General features: G+C 50.3%; 18 protein-coding genes, 1 tRNA gene, 1 pseudogene and 1 riboswitch. Of the genes and pseudogenes, 1 reads left to right on the forward strand and 19 read right to left on the reverse strand.

Annotated elements, in window-relative coordinates; all coding sequences use genetic code 11:
- Positions 1 to 165: 165 nt before the first annotated feature.
- The 16 genes and pseudogenes from TQ39_RS11310 to TQ39_RS20305 form a co-directional block, all read right to left on the reverse strand.
- Positions 166 to 1515 carry an MATE family efflux transporter gene (locus TQ39_RS11310; RefSeq protein WP_050005589.1) on the reverse strand — a complete coding sequence of 450 codons (1350 nt, stop codon included), beginning with the start codon at positions 1513 to 1515 and terminating at the stop codon, positions 166 to 168.
- A gap of 284 nt (positions 1516 to 1799) precedes the next feature.
- On the reverse strand, positions 1800 to 2564 hold the full coding sequence (locus tag TQ39_RS11315) for an ABC transporter ATP-binding protein (protein WP_050005590.1): 765 nt from the start codon (positions 2562 to 2564) through the stop codon (positions 1800 to 1802).
- Complete coding sequence (locus TQ39_RS11320; RefSeq protein WP_082052222.1) at positions 2561 to 3640, reverse strand: FecCD family ABC transporter permease; 1080 nt, start codon at positions 3638 to 3640, stop codon at positions 2561 to 2563. Before TQ39_RS11320 ends, TQ39_RS11315 begins: the two co-directional genes overlap by 4 nt.
- A 105-nt stretch (positions 3641 to 3745) precedes the next feature.
- The gene (locus tag TQ39_RS11325) at positions 3746 to 4783 is read right to left on the reverse strand and encodes an ABC transporter substrate-binding protein (protein WP_050005591.1); all 1038 of its coding nucleotides are present in this window, start codon (positions 4781 to 4783) and stop codon (positions 3746 to 3748) included.
- 58 nt (positions 4784 to 4841) lie between these two features.
- Positions 4842 to 5180 carry a CGGC domain-containing protein gene (locus TQ39_RS11330; RefSeq protein ID WP_050005592.1) on the reverse strand — a complete coding sequence of 113 codons (339 nt, stop codon included), beginning with the start codon at positions 5178 to 5180 and terminating at the stop codon, positions 4842 to 4844.
- A 129-nt stretch (positions 5181 to 5309) separates the two neighbouring features.
- Positions 5310 to 5490, reverse strand: a riboswitch (cobalamin riboswitch).
- 273 nt (positions 5491 to 5763) lie between these two features.
- A tRNA-Asn gene (locus TQ39_RS11335) sits at positions 5764 to 5839 on the reverse strand.
- 135 nt (positions 5840 to 5974) lie between these two features.
- Positions 5975 to 8674: a sensor domain-containing diguanylate cyclase gene (locus TQ39_RS11340; RefSeq protein WP_050005593.1), complete on the reverse strand. Its 2700-nt coding sequence runs from the start codon at positions 8672 to 8674 to the stop codon at positions 5975 to 5977.
- Between the two features lie 367 nt (positions 8675 to 9041).
- Complete coding sequence (locus tag TQ39_RS11345; RefSeq protein WP_133304446.1) at positions 9042 to 9755, reverse strand: hypothetical protein; 714 nt, start codon at positions 9753 to 9755, stop codon at positions 9042 to 9044.
- 462 nt (positions 9756 to 10217) lie between these two features.
- Positions 10218 to 12704, reverse strand: a complete 2487-nt coding sequence (locus tag TQ39_RS11350; RefSeq protein WP_055081589.1) for a winged helix-turn-helix domain-containing protein — start codon at positions 12702 to 12704, stop codon at positions 10218 to 10220.
- A gap of 493 nt (positions 12705 to 13197) precedes the next feature.
- Positions 13198 to 13389: pseudogene (locus TQ39_RS11355) on the reverse strand (ImpB/MucB/SamB domain protein); the annotation flags it as partial.
- A 128-nt stretch (positions 13390 to 13517) separates the two neighbouring features.
- Positions 13518 to 14069: a hypothetical protein gene (locus tag TQ39_RS11360; RefSeq protein ID WP_050005596.1), complete on the reverse strand. Its 552-nt coding sequence runs from the start codon at positions 14067 to 14069 to the stop codon at positions 13518 to 13520.
- A gap of 406 nt (positions 14070 to 14475) precedes the next feature.
- On the reverse strand, positions 14476 to 15036 hold the full coding sequence (locus TQ39_RS11365) for a hypothetical protein (protein ID WP_050005597.1): 561 nt from the start codon (positions 15034 to 15036) through the stop codon (positions 14476 to 14478).
- A 10-nt stretch (positions 15037 to 15046) separates the two neighbouring features.
- Positions 15047 to 15517, reverse strand: coding sequence for a hypothetical protein (locus TQ39_RS20880; protein WP_133304213.1), 471 nt, complete (start codon positions 15515 to 15517; stop codon positions 15047 to 15049).
- Entirely contained in the window at positions 15514 to 15669 is a 156-nt protein-coding gene (locus tag TQ39_RS20885) for a hypothetical protein (protein WP_009326235.1), read from the reverse strand. The genes TQ39_RS20880 and TQ39_RS20885 overlap by 4 nt, the downstream gene beginning before the upstream one ends.
- A 526-nt stretch (positions 15670 to 16195) precedes the next feature.
- Positions 16196 to 16834, reverse strand: a complete 639-nt coding sequence (locus TQ39_RS11370) for a hypothetical protein (protein WP_050005598.1) — start codon at positions 16832 to 16834, stop codon at positions 16196 to 16198.
- A complete protein-coding gene (locus TQ39_RS20305) occupies positions 16831 to 17367 on the reverse strand; it encodes an RNA polymerase sigma factor (RefSeq protein ID WP_082052224.1) in 537 nt (178 codons plus the stop codon). The genes TQ39_RS11370 and TQ39_RS20305 overlap by 4 nt, the downstream gene beginning before the upstream one ends.
- A gap of 165 nt (positions 17368 to 17532) precedes the next feature.
- Here TQ39_RS20305 and TQ39_RS11380 point away from each other — a divergent pair, with 165 nt between their 5' ends.
- A complete protein-coding gene (locus TQ39_RS11380) occupies positions 17533 to 17907 on the forward strand; it encodes a hypothetical protein (protein ID WP_156146283.1) in 375 nt (124 codons plus the stop codon).
- A 594-nt stretch (positions 17908 to 18501) separates the two neighbouring features.
- On the opposite strand, the gene TQ39_RS11390 is transcribed toward TQ39_RS11380, so the two are convergent.
- From TQ39_RS11390 to TQ39_RS20890, 3 genes are all read right to left on the reverse strand, one after another.
- Positions 18502 to 20232, reverse strand: a complete 1731-nt coding sequence (locus TQ39_RS11390) for a recombinase family protein (RefSeq protein WP_050005601.1) — start codon at positions 20230 to 20232, stop codon at positions 18502 to 18504.
- Between the two features lie 260 nt (positions 20233 to 20492).
- The gene (locus tag TQ39_RS11395; RefSeq protein ID WP_050005602.1) at positions 20493 to 21380 is read right to left on the reverse strand and encodes a BRO family protein; all 888 of its coding nucleotides are present in this window, start codon (positions 21378 to 21380) and stop codon (positions 20493 to 20495) included.
- A gap of 251 nt (positions 21381 to 21631) precedes the next feature.
- Complete coding sequence (locus TQ39_RS20890; RefSeq protein ID WP_156146285.1) at positions 21632 to 21790, reverse strand: hypothetical protein; 159 nt, start codon at positions 21788 to 21790, stop codon at positions 21632 to 21634.
- Between the last annotated feature and the right edge of the window lie 66 nt (positions 21791 to 21856).

Consider the following 21856-nt stretch of genomic DNA (forward strand, 5'->3'; position numbering starts at 1 on the left):
CCCTTTTGGCGGCATTCGCCGCGTGGCTTGCACTTTGCTGCGCAAAGATGCATGGCTTTGCCACCGCCAGCTTTTTCCCCGGACGCTTCTTTTGCTTCTTTGCCTTTTTCGTCGGTCTGTCTGGGCCCGGGCTTTCATTTTTTCCGCTGCGGCGTTCCACGCGCCTCACAGCCTTGCAACACGCGCCAGCCCTCTGTGCCAGCGGCGCGTGAGGATATACCAAAGATAAATGGAAACGCTGACCAGCGGCCCCACCAGAACAGCCACCCCGACGCCCGGGAACCCCATCCACCGGGAGAACAGGAACGACGCCGGAACGCGGCAGCACAACTGCGCGACGACCCCCACCAAAAGGCTCGCCTCCACATTTCCCGTGCCGCGGATGAACCCGATGAGCGGGCCGACCGTGGCAAACAGCGGGTAAGACCACACCGTAACGCGCAAAAATGCTGCGGACTGCTCAATGACCGCAGGGTCGGAATCAAAACAGGCGGAAAACTCGGAGGCAAACCCAAGCACCAGGAGCGATGTCCCCAGAGCGGCTCCTGCCGAAAGGATGATTGCTTTCCACAACCCTTCCAGCGCCCGCTTCTGCCGGCCGGCTCCTATGTTCTGGGAGGCGTAAGCCGACATGGTCTGGTTCATGGCTCCGTCCGTAAAAATGGCAAGGCTGTTGATCCGCGAGCCCACTCCATAGGCGGCGCTGGAGGCCAGCCCGAAGCTGTTGGCCACGCCGCTGACGGTGAGCATGGCCAGGTTGACCATGACCTCGTTGAGCGCCGTGGGCACGCCGAACAGCAGGATATTTTTCAAATGCTTTTTATGGAAGCGCACTGCCCTTGCCGAAAGGCGCAGCGCCGCTCCGCCCCTTGCGAACTGTACGGTGCCGATGACGAATGCCGCCACCTGAGAAAGCACGGTGCCCAGCGCCGCGCCGAAGGCGCCCATGCCCAACCATACAATGAACACCGCGTCCAGCGCAATATTCGCCGCCGAGGAAATGATCACGAAAGACATGGATGCCGCCGCATTGCCCAGCCCGCGCTGCAGCGCGCCGATCAGGTTATATCCAAAGGTGAACACGGTTCCCGCAAACACCGTATACAGGTACCGCTTTGCCTCCGGCATCGCGGCGGCCGGAGTCTGCACAAGCCGCAATATCTGCGGCACAAACAAAAGCCCCAGTACGGTCATAACAGCAGCCATCAACGCATACAGCGCCACGCTGGTGTGGGCCGCATCCTGCGCCTGCTTTATATCGCCCGCACCCAGCAGGCCGCTGATGACCACCAGCACCCCCGCCGACATGCCCGACAGAGTAATGATCATCACGTTCATGATCGGCCCGCACACAGAAACCGCAGCCAGGCTTTCCGTGCCGGTAAACCGGCCGACAAACAGCATGTCCACCGCGTTGTAGGTAGACTGCACCAGATTCGAGATCATGATCGGTATGGAGAATCCCAGCAGGCTGCGCCAGATGGAACCGCTCGTCATATCGTGAGAACGCGCCAAACACAACTCCCCCTGTCAACGGTGTCCGCCCGCTCCGAGCGTCCCGCGCCGCTGCATCTTGAAGCAACGCGGCCGCTTTGCACCAGCCAGGCCGTCCATTTGTTGTATTTTACACCGCCGTCCTCAAATTTTCCATCTGCAAAAATTGATATCCGCTTCAATATTTGACGTTTTATTTTTGCTTTCTTTGCGGTGCGCGCCTTTTTTTGCCGCGCCGCGGCAAAATGCCCAGAGCACGGGAATCCCGTTTTCCGGTTTCTCCAACGGCCGGACGCGGCACACTGTCAGCCTGCGTAATAAATTATACGGGGGTTGCCGTCTTTTCCAGGAAGGATATCCGCATGTACGCCGTAGACCTCCTCGATCAGCGGCGCTGTAAGCACCTCCCATGGAGCGCCTGCGGCCCGCACCCGTCCATCCTTCAAAACGTATATCTCATCACAGTACAGCCCCGCCAGATTGAGATCGTGAAAAGCCGCCACCACCGTCAGGTCAAGTGACTTTACCGTATTCAAAAGCTGCAGCTGGTATTTGACGTCAAGATGGTTGGTCGGCTCGTCCAGGATCAAAGCCCGGGTCTGCTGCGCCAATGCCCGCGCAAGGATCACCCGCTGCTGCTCGCCGCCGGACAATTCCGCAAACGTCCTCTCCTCGAAGCCGCTCAATCCCACCCGCGCCAGTGCCTCCCGGGCGATGCGGCGGTCCTCCGCGTTGTCCTGCTCCATTGTTTTTTTGTGCGGGGACCGGCCCATCAACACGATATCCCGGACGGAAAAATCGAAATCATAGATGTTGTGCTGCGCCACAACGCCCAGGAAACGCGCCGTTTCCTTATAGCCCATTTTTGTATTTTCCTTTCCATCCAGAAAAATGCAGCCTGCGTCCTGGTGCAGCACCCGGTAGATGCATTTCAGAAGCGTGCTTTTGCCGCTTCCGTTGGGGCCGATGACGCCGACAAATTTTCCCTTTCCCGCACACAGGGAGACCTCTTGCAGGATTCTTGCCTGTCCCCATGAAAATGAAACGCCTTCGGCCGTGATAAAGCTCATGCTCTTCCTCCAAAGCTGTAATTTTTCCGAACCATAAGAAAAATAAAAAAGGGTGCGCCCACAACAGAGATCAAAATTCCGATGGGAACCTCCGTGCGCGGCAGAATCGTGCGCGCCGCCACATCCGCCCATACAAGGAACACGCTGCCTGTCAGCGCGGAAAGCGGCAGCAGCTTTTTATGGTCCACGCCGAATATCCCGCGGACCGTATGCGGGATGATCAGCCCCACAAACCCGATCACGCCCGACACGTGCACGACAAATCCCACCATCAGCGAAGCAATGACCAGATATACCCGCCGGTACGGCTGCAGGTCCGTCCCCAGCGTGACCGCCGTGTCATCCCCCATGAGCATCAGGTTCAGTATCCGCGCCTGGGAAATAAAGAAAAGCGTGCAGGGCACCACGACGCACAGAATACGAAAATTACCGCTCCACTGTGCGCCGGCCAGGCTTCCCATCAGCCAGAACTGCACCGTCATAAACCGGCTCGGGTCATCCGCGACGTACACGATCAGGTTCGAAAAAGCAGAGCAGAGCGAGCTCAGTGCAACGCCGGCCAAAATCAGCTTTACCGAAGTGATGCGCCCCCCGATGCCGGCAATGGTGATTACGGAAAATGCGGCCGCCAGCGCACCGATGAACGCCCCGAGTCCCACTCCGGCCGCACCGAAAAGTCCTGCGCCCAGCAGGAGCGTAAGTGTAGCGCCCAGCGATGCGCCGGAGGAAATACCCAGCACATACGGATCCGCCAGCGGATTTTTGACGATGGCCTGCATCACTGCCCCCACCACGGACAGACCCATTCCGACCAAAACAGCCAATACAACGCGCGGCAGGCGGATCAGCCATACAATATCGTGTACCGCTCCGCTGTCGAGCTGCTCCGGGTCTCCCCAGCGGAACAGCTCGTACAGGATCACCCGGTAAACCTCCCCCACCGATAGCTCCGCGGAGCCGACTGTGACCGCGTACAGCACGGAAAGGACCAAGCCTGCGGCCAGCAGCAGAAGCGCGCAGGCATAAGCCGGCAGCCCGTTGAACATGCCGCTCTTCAAATTCATTTTCTGTTTCATGCCTTCAATTCCTTTGTGATTCGATTCCTCCCCGGCTTTCTTAAAGCAGACGCACCCGGACGCTGGTACCGGGTGCGTCTGTTTCCGCAGCTCGGCCTGGCGCTTTCATTCCCCGATTCCGTACAGGTCTTTCAGGAACATCTTCACCGTCAGGCCCGTGCGGACACCGGGCGTATAGGCCAGGCCGTATTCCACAGGATATACACGCCCGTTCTTGACGGCATCCACGCTGGCCAGTGCGGGATTGTCCAGAAACAGGTTCACGGCCTCCTCGTCTGTCACAGAGCTCACATGCACGGAGAAGATCGCCTCCGGGTTGGCTTCAACGATCTGTTCATCTGTCCAGCCTTTTTCGCCCAAGGGCTCTGCCCCCAGCTGCGCGGCAATGTCGCCCGCACAGCTTTTTGCATGGTAGATGTCATATTCGCCCTCATACTTTTCCGCGATCAAAATCCTCTGCGGCTCGCTGCCGGCAGCCGCCTGCTTTCCTTTGGCGACATCCGCCTCTATCTCGGCAATGATCTCCTCTGCCTTTTCCTGCTTGTTGTAGATCGCTGCAATGTTGCGGATATCCGCATATTCATTTTGAAGAGACTGGTCATCCTTCAACACGCTGTTGATGCTGGTATAAGTGCCGATGCCGCGTTCGTGCCAAAAGCCAACGTCACCCATGCGATCTTCAATGTTGAACAAGGAATACCATCCGATGACCATATCCGGCTCCAAACTGAGGGCGTATTCCTTCACAAAATATCCAACATCCTGATGGTTTTTCACACGGTCCAGCTCCGCGAAAGCTTCCTCATACTCCGGCAGAACGCTGCTGCAGTCTGCCGTCATCAGAATCTTGTCTTCCAGCCCCAGCGCCAGCATGATCTCCACATTGTTTTTTCCATAGACCAGCGTCCGCTCAGGACATTGCTCAAATGTATACGGCACAAGTTCGCGCGCATTGTTGTACACCTCCAATGTCACGGGATAATAATATTCGCTGTTCGCAGACGCCGTGCTTACAGGCCGGACGGCACTGGCCGACGGCGCTGCGGAGGGAGCCGGGGCAGACGAGGACGCCCTGCTCCCCGTACAGGCAGCCAGGCTGAGTGCCAAAGTCAGGGATAGTACGATTGCCAGTATTTTTTTCATGCTTATTTCATTCCTTTCTTCTGTTCTGCACAGACGGTGGAGTCCCCCGCCGCGCTCGTCAATGTGTACCGTCCACCAGAACGACACCCTCTGCAGCAAGCCGGTCCGCTACTTTCTGAATCGTGGGACAGCGTGTGCCGTCTGCTTTGCGCCGGGTACATACGCCCATATGGGCAGCGTCAGGCCGAAGCTGTAAAAGCCGCTCGATCTTTTCCTCCATTCCTGCGTCGTCCTGTGGTGCATCGCACCCGTTGCAGCGAAAAAACGCAACCAGCTCCAGCGGCTCGGCCCCATAGCGCGCAAAGGTTTTTGTTTTGGCGTTGAAAGCCTGAAGACATGCCGCTCCTGTGCAGACGGAGTTTGCCCTCAAGCAGTTGAGCATTACGATCTTTTTCATTCCATCCCTCCTTTTTCGTATATTTCCGTTTGTTTTTCCAAACAAACAAAGGCGGCCCACGAATGTGGGCCGCCTTTTATATGAATCGTATCCGACAATACGAAACACACCAATCTTATCCCCACCGACAGATTGTTTCTGTTCATGGCAGGTCTCCTGACTTAGAGCTTCATGCCTATTCCGCGTGTCTTCCCGGTTTCCCAGTGACTTTGCCGCGTTTCGTAGCCCTTACAGTAGAGTGAGCTGTCCCGGATTTTCACCGGATTCCCTTTTCATGCACTTTCGTGCAACCATGACCAGTCTGATTCTTTTGTGTATCTAAATTCTACATGCTTTTGCTGAAATGTCAATGCCTCTTTCCTGTTTTTTCTTCTGTATCGATCATACTCTTTCCAATTTTTCCCGGCTATGTGTTTTTTGGCTTTTTTGGCAGTTTTTTGCCCGCTTTTTCTGTCAGCGAAATCTTTCGCCTTTTGCCTTACTGCCAATACCGCAGAAAAGGCGGCCGTTTGGAATGCCGATGAACATTCGCTCCGCTTTTCGAAAAAAAAAGCGCCCAACTGAATTCTCAGTTAGGCGCTTTTGGCTCCCCTTGTTGGACTCGAACCAACGACCCTGCGGTTAACAGCCGCATGCTCTACCGGCTGAGCTAAAGAGGAACGAAAACTGCTTATTTAATATACACCATCCCAGCAAAAAATGCAAGTGTTTTTTACTTTTCAGGTGAAAAAATACCGGCAAAAATTCCCGGCCGCTTATTTTTCCGCAGCCGGGCACCTTTTCTGTTTTTTAGTTCACTTTTTCTTCTGAGTTTTTACTTTTTCACAGGCCATCAGATAGGCATCCTCTCCGCCCGCCCAGGGGATTTCCATGCCCACAGCCGTTACTTCCATGTCCAGAACCTCGCTGTACAGTCTCGCGGTGACGCGGTCCGGGCCTTCGGGGGCCAGCTTTACCAGCGGGCAATGCACGCACGGCTTGTCCGCCCGGTAAAACACACGGTAACAAGGCTCGCCGGGCATTGCGCCGGGTACATCCTGCATTGTTTTTTTATTGGCGTAAAGCAGCTCATACGTTCCTTTTCGGATGACATACAGCCATGCGTCCTGCGAGTCCAAAATCGCCTGCGCGCCCTGCAGCGCATGGGTGAGCCTTGTGCGTGCCCGCGCCTTCAGCAGGTATACGCTCACGATTTCCGCTACAATGCACAGCAGGTCCGTCTGCTCCTGCGTCCAGAATCGGCTTTCCCGGCATTCATCAAAGCCGATGTAGCCCCTAGGCTTGCCGTCGTCGCGGATCACACACTGCAGCATGGACTTGATGCCTTGCGCCTCCAGAACCTGCACCTGATTCGGGGGCAGTGCATGGATGTCGCGGCAGTAAAAAATACCGTCCTCGTTAAAATTCTTATAATAATCCGCCAGTTCGCCCTCCAGCATATGCTGAAGCTGGTCTATCTGCGGCACAATGCCGTCGTTGCACCATTCAAAGGTGTTATCGCAGTATGTTCCGTCCTCGGAATCTTCAAAAATATAAACGCGGCTCACACCTACATGCCGCCCTACGATCTCCAGCACGCTGGGAATCGCTTTCTCCACATCGTCGGACTGGTAGAGAATGTGAAATACATACTCCGCCAGCGAGCTGCGCATCACGCCTGTGCCCAGCTCGGAATCAATCGTCTGTCCCACGGTGCTCTGTGTAGGCGCTCCCAGCCCTTCCAACGGCAACTGGGTATAAAACGCATAGGTATTTTTCCCCTGCATTTTGGCTCGGTACAACGCCGCGTCTGCCTTCTTATAAAGCGTGAGATAATCGGTACCATCCTGCGGCGCTTGAGCGATGCCAACACTGCAGGAAAAAACTGGCCCGCCGCCCTGTGCCGGCAGGAGCCGCGCAAAAGCGTCCAACACCTCCTGCGCCTTGCGGCCCGCTATGGCCTGCGCCCCGGAACCACGCAGCAGTACGGTGAATTCGTCCCCGCCGATGCGTCCCAGAATATCGCTTGCGCGGAACATATCCTGCAGCATACGTGCGGCCTCCGTCAACATCACGTCACCGCTCAGATGCCCGTAAAAATCATTTACCTGCTTGAAATTGTCAATGTCGATCATCAAAAGCACGGCGTTTTCCCCGGGCATCAGTGCACCCAACGCGTGGTCTGCCTTGGCTTCCATGGTCCCTTTGTTATACAGCCCCGTCAAGGTGTCGCGCTCTGCACGCTCCCGCATGCGCTGGGCCTCCCGCTTTTCCGCGTCGATGTCCAAAATCACGCCCACCGCTTTGGCCGGTTCACCCGCGCGGTCTTTCTGCAGCGTCGCACGCACACGGCACCACAAATAGCCCCCGTCCCGCTTCTGAATGCGAAGTTCCGCCTCCTGATAGGGTTCTCTTTCCAGAATATCCGACAGCTTGCGCCGCAGCAGTGGTGCATCATCAGGATGCAGATGCGGGTTGTCCAGCAGGCGCGCATGAACATTTTCCCGCACCGGCTCATAGCCAAATTTCTTTTCCCAGTTGGGCGAGAAAGTCAGTGTATCCTGTTTGACCTGCCACTCAAAAATAATGTCGTTGGTCTGATCCATAATGATTTGGTGGCGTTCCAGCGAAAGGCGCAGATCCTCCTGCGCCTTTTTTGTTTCAGTAATATCCAACAGAATGCAGTAGAATACCTCTCGCCCATCCTCCCGGCGCATGAGCTGGCCTCTGTCTTGCACCCAAATCAAACCACCATCCTTGCGGGCCATCCGGTACTCAATGAGCTTCGTATTGCCTTTTTCCAGCTGCGCATGCACAGCCTCCCATGTAGGTGCAATATCCGGCTCGTAAATCATCTCGGAGAATCGGTTATGGAAAACAGTCCTCAGCTCCTCGCGTGTATAACCCAACATTGACAGAAGTCCGTCGCTGAACTGCAGAAGGTTCAGTTCGTCCGTGGCGTCGCAGCACATGACGCCGCCGGGGATATTGTTCATCAGAGCATCGAGGTCACGGTTGCGCTCCCGCAGCTCTGCGGAGCGCTCGTCTGCAAGCCTGCGCAGTGTGGAGATGTTCTCCCCCACCAACAGCCGCGGAAAAAATTCCGCGTCATCCTGGTCGGGACTGGGCAGCGACAAATGCAGCTGCGAAAGCAGCAGACATCTCTGCTCCGCGCGCAAAATGATCGTAACGCGGACAGGAAGATCCAGCATTTCACAGGATTCATTGTTTTCGCGCACGACAAGCTCACCGCACACGGAAAACACCTCCGGTGTGAGCGTTCGGACGCTGTAATGGGCACTTAGCACCAGAAACGTATCATGAAATCCACTTTGCTCCTGCTGCAGCAGGAACCTCATCTGCGGCATGTCATAGCAGACCTCCCGCCGTCCGGTTCCCACCATCATAAATTCCGGTGCCAGAAGCTTTTCAATCCTTCCCAGAGCCCGTTCTACAAAATACGACTTTTCGAGCCATTTTACAAAATCCAGCACATTTTCTTCAGAAAACGGCATATACATGCCTCCTTGCCGGGGCCGGTTTGTGAAAAATGGCCCATCCTTTTTATCCATTGTAGTGTATCCAAGCATAAAAAACAAGCCGAGCAATCAATTCCGGGAGCATTCTGCGTAAAATCCTGACTATACGGCGTGAAAAAAGCGATATTGGCGCTTTCCGCCAGAATAGACGTGTGGTTTTGGGATACAAGAAAAACACCCCTCGGTATTTCGAGGGATGTTGATTTGTACTTTTTAGGGATCTATCGATACCCACGTATTGATTCCCTGTAAATAAGGCATGCTACAAATTACGCCCTATGGCCCAAGCAATTCATCAAAAGCCGGAGCAGCTCTTGCACAAGTGGGAATGTTCAGACGGAAATCAATAGGTAAAATCGCACACATAGGAATCACCCTGCCAGTAGATGTCCACATAGCTCACTGTCCAGGGGTTGAAGGAATCAAAGGAAGCGCTGGTATCGCCGTCTACATCCTCAACATACAGCGTCCACTCTGTCTGCGACCAGTCTCCCATTGTAGCCTGGCCCACAATAGTGGTGCTGCTGTTAGCTGGAAGAATTTGAGGCAGTACATCGATGTCATGATCGCTGCTGGCATTGATGACGCCAATATACAGCGCATAAATGTCATAAGCAGAATTATTGTATACCTCGAATACAAATTGACCGTTCGTGTCATATCCAGTTCCGGTCACAGTCTGTTGCTGTTCCTGAACGACAACTGTTTCGCCGCCTCCAGTCGCTCCACTGCTACCATTCAAGGTGCCGGACACATAGTTCTCCGTGCCGTCTGCGCCTACGACAACCACACCCGGGACACCGTTTTCATCGAAGCCGATCTGCATCTCGCAGCCGTCGACAAGGGGCACATACTTAAACTCGTATTCGTCGCCGTCTTCGTCGATGATCAGCACATCGTAGTTTTCGAAATCATACCGGGCAAGGGTAATGTCGTAAGAGCCGTTATTTTTCAAAATGCTGGTGCTTCCCAAATGGTCCTCACCCCAGTTGTTTGTACCGGTGGGCGAAACATACAGCTCTTGGAAATTGTAGCCCGAAACGTTTGCAACAGTCACCGCAAGTGTTGTAGATCGCACCGGAGCCGTTACAGCACTGCTTACAGATGTTGGTACATTGTTTCCTCTGCCTTTTGGTGCATCGTCATTGCCACCGCATGCAGAAAGTATCGTCAGCAACAGCGCGCTACAAAGTAGCCAGACGATTTTCTTTTTCATGTCTTTCCTCCATGGTCTCCAAATTTTTCGGTAAAAAATACTGTTTTCACCGTTATTTTTATTATAAACTTGATGACCAACAACGTGTAGAGCCCAATGGTATTGCGCTGGTATCGCACAGGTATTGTTTTAAAATAGCACCGACTTGCACAGCTGTCTTCCTTCATCCGATGGCGGAAACCATTCTAGCCCCACACAAAAAACGCGAGGATGTATGCCTTCTAAATAACGCTCACCATATCTTTTCCCGAATGGCAGTGCCGTCTGCAGGTTGCCGGACATCGCGCTCTTTTCTTCTGCTTTTCACCCCAGCAAGTGTTTCAAAGCACTGCGCTTGTTTCGCTTTTCCGTGATTCCCATTTTTTGAAATGCACTGCCAAGGCACGCCTTCACACGACTTTCAGAGAGGAACATTTGCGCAGCAATTTCCTTATTTGTGTGCCCTTCGGCGGCAAGACGCGCAATAGAGCGCTCCTTTTCTGTAAGCCCGAAGGAAGGCGCTTGACCAAACGCTGTGTGTTGGATTTGCAAATTGGCCGCGCGCCATTGCGCACATTGCTCCAGAATAGTGCCGATTTCTTTTTCCCACGGCCCGCTTTTCAGCTCGCACAAAAGTGCGGCAATATACTCTTGATTTTCCACAAACGGGAGGTAAAGCCTGTCCGGCATCGCAACATTTAACGCTTGAGACAAGTGAATGATTGCCGCGCGGTGTTTACCCACCCGCTCCAGCGCACCGGCAAGCTGAATATCCAAGTATATCTCGCACAGAAGCATTGGGTACACACGATAAAGCCGCCGCTCGTTCTCCTCTCGGGCGATAAGCCGGGTAAATTGTCCCTGTGCAAGAAGAAGTTGTCCGTAAACAGTGTTCAGAAAAGGCACACTGGGGAACAGAAGACGCGTATCCTCCAGCCGCCCCTCGTCCAGCCAGTCCGCCGCTGAATGCGGCTGTCCCAAAAGTGCATACAACCATGCCTCGCACATGTCTATCGAATGCAGCAACACATACTCTTGCTGTGCCAGCACCTTGTCACGCAAAGTACGAAGCGTAGGCTCTACCCCGCTGAATTCTCCCTGAAGCACCTCTGCGCGCAGCCGCAAAAAATGGGCAGCCAGCACCATGCACAGTTGACCGTCACGCTCTGCGTCATGTAGTGCGCGGTACTGGCAAATCTCCGCGTCCACAAAGCTGCCGCGCATCAAAAAGGCTTCTCCCTCCATCACATGTTCCGCACCGCTGCCTTGATTGGGATTGAGGCGATACCAAAACGGCATGGACTCCTTCATCACCGCTACTTCCCTATCCAGTGTACCCGGCAGACGGTAATAGGATATAAGCACGCTGGGCGAACCATAGCCCCATACCGCTGTGGGCGAAACCGCGGTAGTCGGGCGATCCATCAGTACACAGGCCCGACGGTGATGGGCGCTCATCGCTTTGATATTATTGAAATCAAGAAAGCTTTTGACGATCTCCACTTCGCCCAGCAGATTGTTTTTTTCAGCCTCTGACAGTGTAGTATTGGTATTTAAGCTCTGTAAAAGGCCATCGAGCGTGGCAGTGCACTCGGCGCGCATATTGAAAGTAAACAGGCGCCGCGCATATACCAGCATGGCCACCGGATATGCATTGCACACGGCGCGGGGGCATTCTCTGAACCAAGCCAGCATCTCGTTTTTGTGTTCTGCCGAAAGGTCAGCGCCTTGGCCACACTCCACTGCACGCATCAGCCCGTGAAAATCCCGTGCTTTGTAGAACAGCCGCGCTGCTGAAGCAGCATATCCGTGCTCCAGTTGCCACATACCCGCGCGGGACAGATATTTCGCCTGTTGCTCCTCCGGCAGGCGAGCAAAGGCTTGTTGTACGCTTTCCTGCATCAGATGATGCAGTTTGTAGGTACCGTCCTGCGAGATATAGGTAATGAAACCATTACTCCGCGCGAGCCGCCTCAGCAGTATTTCTGCGTCCGCGCGGCCGCTGATCCATTCAGCCTGTGAAGCACTAAACACCAACATCATTGACATTACCGTCAACAGCTCTTTTTCATCGGGCGGCAATGGCTCGAACAAAATCGTCCCCATCATGGTGTGGATATCCCCAAAGTCCGAGAATTTCCCCGTATCCGCATAGGAAACAAGATTTAGGTACAGTGCCGCCGCCCAGCCCTCACTAATATATATGAGATGAGAGATGTCCTCTGAAGAGATTGGATACCCGCATTGCGCAAAGTAATTACCGATATCCTGCGCATCAAACCGCAAATCACCCTCCTCGATCTCATTGACGCGCCCTGAGAGCAGCAATCTGTCTCTGATGCTCAAAACCGCGATACGGGATATGAGCACCACATGAATATGCTTCGGCAGATTACGGCTAATGAACAGCACAAAGCCGGTCATCATTTCGCCCTCCACAAGGTGGTAATCATCGACAAAAAGGTAGGTTTCCCTTGCGGGCGCAAGCTCGTGTATCTTGCGCAGGAATTCTCGCTGTGTCGTAGTGTCCAGTGGCGGCCCCATTTTCAACAGAGTTTCAGAAAATGAAGCTCCCGCTTCCCTGCCGATCAATTCGGCAAAATCACGCCAAAATTCATTCAGCCCTCCGCCCAACACATTCAGTCTCAGCACCATGCATTCTTTTGAAAGACCTTCGCGAAACCATCGCACAGCCGTTGTTTTCCCATATCCTGCAGGTGCTACTACTGTGGTCAGCGGATACATCGGTATTCTGTCCAGCTTTTTCTGCAGTCTGGCGGAAATATAGATATTGTCGAGTGATAACTGCATGGTTCTCTCCTCTTGCGACCGAACATTTCTATCGGTTATTCCATCTTACTGTCATCTTGATTTGTTACTGACAAAGCCTTATTGACGTACATTAGATTTTTACCTTTATTTTATCACAAAAAAGAAACGTTGTATAGACACACTTTTTCTCTTCCTGCCTCCCGTCCTGTCCATATTTCTTCAAAAGCAACAACATTTGTATGTTGCGCCAGAGTCGTGACTTTCACCTAATCCTAAGACAAGAACCGCACCCACGATAATCTTCGCGCCGCCAATACCCACACACTTTAATCGCTTGCTCTCTAACGGGTTCGGCACTGTATACACGATTCCCACGCCGAATCCGATCAAGCAGCCAAACATTGTGCCCAGCACCGCGAGATATAGGGCTGTCCATGCGCCCGAAAGGAACATCGAGAACTTTGGATTCTCCTGCAGTTCCATAGCTGACACGGAACTGTCCCTAAATCGCTGCCGCTGCGCGTTGGCCTGCCTGTTTCACCTTGAACAGCCGTGCCCGGCCCGGTATGCCGCAAGACTTCAAGGAGGGAGAGATGGCAAGGCAGATTGTCTTTTCCGTGCAGCCAGCGTCCGCTACCACAAGGTTTGTCGTCATGGGGTCAAGTCCATGTTCCAGGCATTCCACAGATGCGTAAAACGACTTTAAGTCAATGGAAAGATACATCCGTTTATCCAATCTGCTTCCTCCCTTCTGTATAGTTTTTTTATTGTACATGACCCTTCCCAGCAAAACAAAAGGCCCAATGCTGTTTCGAAAAAAGCAGCGGGCCATCTGATCTGAACTGCGGGCGGTTAAATATTTTTGGATATAAAAAAGTACCGTTCATTTTTACATGAACGGTGGCTGTGTGGTGCACCATATTCAGCTAAGGACGAACTTTTTACCTCTTGCAGAGATACCAGTTTATCCCCATCTCTGTAATTGAAATTGACAACGAATCGGTCATCAAAAATATATACCGAGTTTACAAAACAATCTATGATATTTCGCTGATATGCCGAGACACTCGGGTCGCCCTGCCGAAACCGCTCAAACCGGAACAGAATCTGCTCCCTTGTAAGAAGCGGCTTTGCAATCTGCTCCTGCAGGATGTTTGTTTCCAGCGCCTTACGCTGCTCCTCCCAATCGTCCAACCGCTGTTTGGTAGCTGGTATAATGATTCCCTGTTCGATTGCAGATACGATATTTTCGATTGGTTTATTAACATCTTTCAGCGCGGCCGGCAGTACCGGCAAACGTGTATTTTCTCTGCTTTGATAAGCTAAAAGCTTTTGCGTCAAACGTTCAATCGTGTCCTTATTGAGAGCCTTTTCTATCGCAGCCTTTACTACAAAACGTTCCAAAGGTTCCTTTCGCACTGATTTTAAATCGCATCCCGCGCGGCCATTGCGTTTACGGTTCCCACATTTATAATAATCGTGCCATGTGCCTGTATGACTTTTCCGCTTTCACCTGCCATTATAGAGCCACAGTTTCTGCAAAACAGTTTTGTTGTCAGCATATAATTGACATTCGTTCTCGTATGCGCCGGAGCTTTTTGGTTCTGTTCACAGCGTTTTTGTACTCGGTCAAAAACCTCCGGTGTAATGATAGCCGGAATCGCATCCGGAATCACTGTGTCCTTATATACCTATTTTAAAGTTATAATCAGGAGGTGCCTGCGATAAAATATTGAGCTAAAATAGTGCCGTCACTGAACGAAGTTTTACAATTTCGTGCGGCAACGGCACTTGAATGGCAACTGATTTGTTACTTAAAAGAAAACTTTTCTTCAGCGAAGGATATTCCTTTTTGATACTGTAAATCAAATATGTTAGGGTAAAAGGAGCATACGGTCAAAATCGGATCGGGAAGCCCCTTTCCTGTAACGGTCACGCCGAGCGTTGCCTCTGGCAAAGCTTCTGGCGTTTGGCTGTTTTTTATATTGAGCCATGCCTCACTTGTTTGCTCCCAAACATCCGAATTTTCAAAACCGTAATCAATAACCGCATAAATTGCCGAATATCCTTTGTACTCACAAAGCTTCAACACTATATTCGCTTCTATTTTTTCTTTTCCTCTACAGACGAACACTTCCTTTTGGGCTGCATACCTCCATAGTTTAGCTTCTTCGTAGAAGTCTTCTTCCATAAGTGCAGCATCTTCAGGAGAATAAATTGTTTCAATTGCTTGGTATGCGTCAATTCCAGGCGTTTCTGAAAGCTGCTCATATTGGTATTCTTCACCCGGTACATTTTTGAACGCCGTACATCCTACTAAAAATATCAATAAAAAATATTCCAAGCAAAAGATAATGTTTTTATTAATCATCCTTTATTCCTTAAGCGTACAGCTTATATGTCCAAATCAGGCTCATTGTATCACTGGAGTAAGTGTCTGTATATGCAGTTGAGCCGGTCAAATTAAACCCGTTAATATTTACTGAGCCGCCTCCGGAATGCGTTCTGGATTCAGTAAAATGTCCACTTCCAACAAAATCTACAGAAAGAGAAGGGAATGAAGCGTTGTAGTTATTGTACAACTGCACCCAAGAAGCGGTGGATGTTCCGGTCTGTATCCTTGTGGCACTTCCTACTACGCCTTGAATTTGAAAATAGGAGCCTTTTCCTCTAAGCCACAATGTTGCTTCGGACGTTGCACTATAAGTACTATTTTTTGAATAAGTAAAGGTTTTTGAAACCACCTGATAATGATCGACCAGATCAGCATAAGGTGCTATACCATCACTTTGGGAATTTTTACGAATTCCTTCAAAAAGCTGTACGGCTTCTTCCTCACTAATTCCATTCAATTCTGCAGTTTTTTGATAAACTCTTCGTAGGTAAGATCAATCACGGTGGTGTCACCTTCACTCCTTTGCGGAGGTTCCGCTGCAAATGCGGGCACGGCTATTGCAACTACCATAATAATACAAAATGCAAATGCGAACAGCTTTTTCTTCATAATTCTTAAACTCCTTCTTCATGGTTTGACACTTTTCTATTGTACCGACATTTCGCGCGCTGATGTCTGACTTCCCCAAGCTGTTTCATTTTAAGTTGTTCAAAACAGAGATTGCATGCGATTTACCATCCTACTACTTCTCCAGAAAACCATCCGCAATCAATGGTTACAGGATATGTATATCCACAATCTGCGCAGCGATAATATTCAATGATATATTTATATGTTCTGTTCAATGCTCCAGAATAGACATATTGTGTCTCAGTTCTTTCTAGGTAACGGTACGCATGATTGCAAAGTGTTCTCGTCTGCGTTCCCACTGTAGTATCCTGTAGGATGACGGGACTGGCCGCAATGGCACTCCCCATTACGCCCAAACACAGCACAAATACACCCATCAGAGATAATAGGCGAGCAGCTAACCGTTTCATGACAACACTTCCTTCATTTTTTAACAAAGATAACCTTTGCTCAACTATAATAACCAGCAATATGGCAAAAGGGGACAAAAATTCCAAAAATTTTTTTATTTCCATAATGAATCAGCAATTTGCAGAAGAACTTTCACTTCGAAAGAACTATCCATCATCACGGCTATTCCATTTTCTTCAAAGATTACTTTGTTCATCCTCTTGGAATCAACATTCCCTTTGTCAAAGTCAAGGTAATAATATGTGCGAATGCTTGTCGTTGTTTCGTCCATTTCCAAGGGGAAATCCTCTTTTGGGAGATACAATTGGATATCCTGTGCAGGGAATATTGCGATATCCAAAGAATTTACAGTCACCCCATATTGGGATTGACGATATGAGTATGTGTCATAGAGCGGCCCTTCACTCGAATTGAATTTTGTACGGACGGTGTCTTCTGGTAGCCAATTCGGCGTAAATTCCGGCAGCGTTGTAATTGGCTCTGTTTGTGTTTGACTTTCGAAGCGAAGTATCCAATCAGATTCTTCTTCGATTTGAAGCAGTGAAAATAGTTGAGCACGCATCGATGGAACAGCATAAACAACAGCTAAAGACAATATTGCTGCACATACGCATACCGCAAAAGCACGTAGTATGTGCCGATTTTTATGTGGTAGTTTAATTTTTTCTAAACGTTCTTCCCTCAATTGAGCCGCAGCATCACAAAGTAGATTTTCAAAAACAACATCGTTCATATTGTGTCATACCCTTTCTCTTCAAGCGCAGATTTTAGGCGCGCCCGAATGCGCTGCAGCCGTTTTTTTACGACTTGTGCATCCATGTTCAGCGCCTGTGCAATCTGCACGACTGTAAATTTGTTGTCGTATTTTAACATCAAAATATCTTGATCCTCAGCGCCTAATCGCCGTATTTCCATCAGCAACGCTGTTTGCGCATCACGCCGTTCCACAGCGACAACGGGCGTTTCATGCAGATCATCAAAATTTTCCAACTCTGTCGGCACGTCTGCCGGCACTTCACGTTTCATTCGCGAACATTCTGTAAGGGCAATGCGTTTGGTAATGATCGCAACAAAGTTTCTTGTTTGGGGGCTGTCAATTGCGGACACTTGCGAAAAATGCTCCAGAACACGCACGCAGGATGTATGCACTACATCTTCCGTTGTGACTCGATTATGTAGCACCTCAAATGCGACATGATACATCAACTTATAATAGCGCTTATATAAGTCTGTGAAACGTTGTTGAGCCGTTTTATCGAATTTCAAACGAGTGCCACCGCCTTTCCCTTACACCCATTATAACCAGCGACTACCCCATTTGGGGACAGGTTAATTCAAATATTTTTATTTTCAGTCAGAATTCATATAGAACGACCGGGAAATCTCTCTCCCGGCCGTTTTTCTGTTTACTCTATGCAGTATGATGTTTTCATGGCGGAACGGGAAAGTAACAGGCGAAAAGAAAATACGGCACGGCAGGGTGTGCCGGTGGAGGATTTGAAGCCGTTTGCAAGGTTCTTACTTCCGAAACTTCAGGTGTTTTACGAAACGGAAGAAGGACAACGGGCGTTTCAGGAATGGAAAAAAGAAACAATGATTAAAATGTTTTCCTTTAACCTGTCCGGTCTTCTTTCCGCCGGGCTGTCCCCGGCGCCTGCTCATTCCATCTGCTCACAACTGCATCTCCCCAGCTCCGCTGCTGCGTCTGGTTCTGCCGCGTCACCGATTACTCACGGCGGCGCTTCCGCAGAACTTCTGAAAGAATCGTTGACACGCCGCAGCATGATTCTTACCGCCGCCCAGTAAGAGCGCGTATCCATCCAAGACTGGATGCAGACGGTCCTCCGTATCTTCCACCTGAAAGCGGATAAGATGCGGCAGCTCTACCAGCAGCTGCGGAACAAATACCAGATGCACTGCGCCTACGCACAGGGAAACGCCAAAATGCGCGAGGCCTACAACAAATGGCGTGACCCGCGCAGAAGACAATGGTCAAATACCAGGTAGGGGAGATATCTTTCGAACAGTTTGCGGAATGCGTTCAAATTCCATAGAGAGCAAACAGGCCGCGCGGGAGATGTCTCTCCTGTGCGGCCTGTTTGCTCTACTTTAAAATTATGCCCAGACAAAAAAATAAACCCGAACTCACTCTCATACAAGAGCAAGTTCGAGTTTGCTGATAATGGTGCACTTTCAGGGACTCGAACCCTGGGCCCGCTGATTAAGAGTCAGCTGCTCTACCAACCGGAGCATTTTGCATGCACCCAGTTTATAGGCATTCCCAATAGGTCATCCCTCTTGTTGCGAGTAAAATTCTATCATGCTTGTCAACAAATGTCAACAGTTGTTATTACACACACCATAAACGTTCTACCTCAGAGCAGTGAGCAGCCTTTTGCCCTATGCCACTTCCTCGTCTGTGGCACTTATTTGTGTAATCTTCATTTTTTCGTTCGGCTCTCCCATGTTTACAAATTGCTGGTAGCTCATGTTTACATGGACAGTTACTTCGTATCCCCTTCCGACTTCCACTCTTTCAAACAGCTGGCTGAGTATAACACGCTTGCGCGCGAGGGAGGCCATTTCAAATTCTTCCGCCCACCCACAAAAGTGATTGTAGCATTCCTTTATTTTTCTCGCAATTTCCTTTTCATTGTCAACTGCCAAAACCGCCGCTGCGTATTCCTGCCGGGCAATCTTCAGTTCGTTTTCTGCCTTTGCGATCAAGCGCGCCAGCATTTCCTCTGAAAAACTGCTCCGCCCTTCCAGGCATTTCAGCACTTCGTTCTCATACCGTTCAAGCGCGTGCTCACAATCCTGCAGCTTTTTCTCAAGGGTATGTTTCTGCTTCTGCTTTTCTTTGTACTCCTGCCGAATCTTTTCCTCCATCATCCTGTCGCGCGGTGAGCGCTGAATGCTGCCAAATAATTCTCTGGCAACATTTAGTACAACGGCGTCCACCCGATCAGCCAGATAAAGTGCCTGGCCATCGCATTTTCTGAGATGCTGCGCCCTCTGAAAGCAGTTGTACTTAGGCTTAAGCGCTTCCACGACCTTTCCATTTTTCAGCTTGTATCGATCCATATGCATAAAACCCGACATTCTGGCGCCACAGTGCGCACAGTACACAATGCCCGCCAGCAGCGTATTGTTTTCTGCCTTTTGAGCTACCTTTCTGGCTTCTGCATTTGCATTGCACCGCAGGCTCACCATTTTGTTAGCTTCTTTAAATAGTTCTATATCAACGATTTGCAGTTCTGGAATGTGCTGCGAACGAACACTATGCGTAATAATGTAGCCTGTATAGCCCTCGTGCCGAATGATGCGCAGGATATGGTTAGAGGTAAATTTCGCACCGCTGTGTGTGCGTAGTCCTCGCCGATTCAACAACTCGGCCAGCATATAAGAGCTCTGCCCTTCATACGCAGTTTTTCCAAACAACTCTTGAACGATCGTAGCTTCTGCCGGTTCAATTTCGAGATCTTTCACCGGCAGGCCTTTCTTGTTCGTCCGTCCTTTGTAAACAGCCCGGTATCCGTATGGCACTGTGCCGCCGGAATAGTATCCGCTTGAATTAAGCTGCCGAATTCGCGTTGACACGCGTTCCGCTATCTTTTCCGATTCGCCCGCTGCCTGCCAAAAACGTATGTAGTTCAGCAGTTTGTCTGTATGGTTCTCAATGCGCTGCTCACCCTCGCGTGTGCTCCACACTTGGACGCCGTGCTTTACAAACCATTCCAGCACAAAGGGCGTCTCACTTTCGATACGGCCCAGCCTGTCAAAAATGTACAGCAGCAAAATATCGATTTCTCCATTTTCGGCAATCGACTTAAAATATTGGATCGCATCCCGCTTCTGCGCCGACACCTTTGAACCCGACACGCCCTTTTCTGATTTCTCAGCTACAACGCGCCAGCCATGCTGTACACAAAATTTACGGCACTCGATTTTCTGCATTGGGATATCATCATGGTCCACCTGCCCTTTGGTCGAAACACGGTAGGCGAGTCCCGCGCGTGGCGCATCGAGCGGCAGCTTAGACATCTCCCTTTCAAAAAACGCATCATCCAGCCATACTTCATCGGATACTGGTATCTTGATTACTTCTCCATATTCATTGATATAATCCACTGCTCTGTCCTCCTTGCAGATAGCGCCTGCAATTCAGATCAGCTATTCTGTTTTCAAGGTTCTTTGGGAACGGTTCTCCGTTTCCCTACTCAACATTACCTTATTATATAAGGAAAAGCTATCACCAAAACGGAGAAAAACGCCTTTAAAAGCTGTATGAACCGCAGCACTTCACCTTCGATTTTCTGACATTAAAGGCAAAGCCGGACGCTGTTTGCGCCCGGCTTTGCTGATACAATTTCTATTTCACCGTGTTTTCCCTACTTTTTGTTTTCCCCTTCTTTATCCTCCGCGTTGACAACACCTTCGATCATATCTGTTACAACTGTATTTAATTGCACCGCATTTTCGGAAGTAATAATAGACCGTCCTGTGTCCGCTTCGATGGATTTTCGCGTTTCCCCGGCATAACTACCGCCACGTTTTGCTATTTCACGGTTTTCTTCAAAGCCTTGCGGCTGGTGTACCTTTGACAGTTCTGTTGTTGTGGCCTCTGCAAGCATATTCAATACAATTTCCAGTGTCGTCATATTGTCTCGCAGATTTTCCTTTTTTAGACCTTTTAGCTTTTTGTATTGCCGCGTCGTCATACCCGACCATGCACGAGTGATCTCGTCGGTAAGTATCGCAAATTCAACCCCTTTTTGTACACCTCTGTCCTGCCACTCATCAGTGAGTTCCTTGCGCACCTGGATTGCCTGCAGACGCTGGTTAATCCACTCGCGGGAATAGCCTTTTTTCAAATATGTGTCAAGGGCACGGTCTATGGTCAGTTCGGGATCTATGGTTTCTTCTATGCGTTCCCGACCTACCTCTGCAAGCCATAACTTAAACGGTTCTGCTTTGGGCGAAGGGATAGACTGAATGATTCGTAAAAGCTGTTCTGTTGTGGCGACATCGGTTAACCGCTTTTTTCCATCGGTAGCAGTCATTTTCAACTGCTGACAATTTGTCAGCAGTTGATCCGCCCCTTCCATTTTTAGGCGCTGCTTCAGCTTCGCCCAGTAATTACTCGCCCCACGTTGTGTATTCTGATTGGTTAAGACAGCAACAACATCAACGACAGAAAAGTACCATTCTTCTCGTTCCCCGTCCCATGCTGTACGGATTTCTTTGTTTTCAAAAAGCTGCAACTGATTGTTCTCCATTGGAATTCACCCTTTCCGACTAAATCCATTTTACTACAAGAGAAATCCTTTTTCCACCGATAAACGCTATCTTTCCTGTTCCTTTGCGCTGCTTTGGAAATTGATACAAGCGCAACATTGTAAGAACTATACCGGATGCAGTAATTTGCAAAAACTACTCACAAAATACAGCATCCTACCATCTTATCTGGAATTGATTTATCTCACGGCTTCATTTCTTTATACCGTTGCTTTATGGTCTGGCATACTTCTTAGCTTTCCCTCGCTATTCTCTGCCGATAGCTCTGCATGATAGTATCCAATATCTTGTCATCTGCGTCCGGTATATTGTCCTTTGCAAAATAAATTTTAGCACGATATTGGCCATACTCCCGTTCAATCATTTCCGGTTGTTCAATTGCTTTGGGCAAAACTGTCACCTCCTATCTGCCATGGCAGTCCCAATCCTTTTTGTGCCGCTCGTTGCCACAGCGTCT

Source organism: Ruthenibacterium lactatiformans, assembly GCF_000949455.1.
GTDB classification, from domain to species: domain Bacteria; phylum Bacillota; class Clostridia; order Oscillospirales; family Ruminococcaceae; genus Ruthenibacterium; species Ruthenibacterium lactatiformans.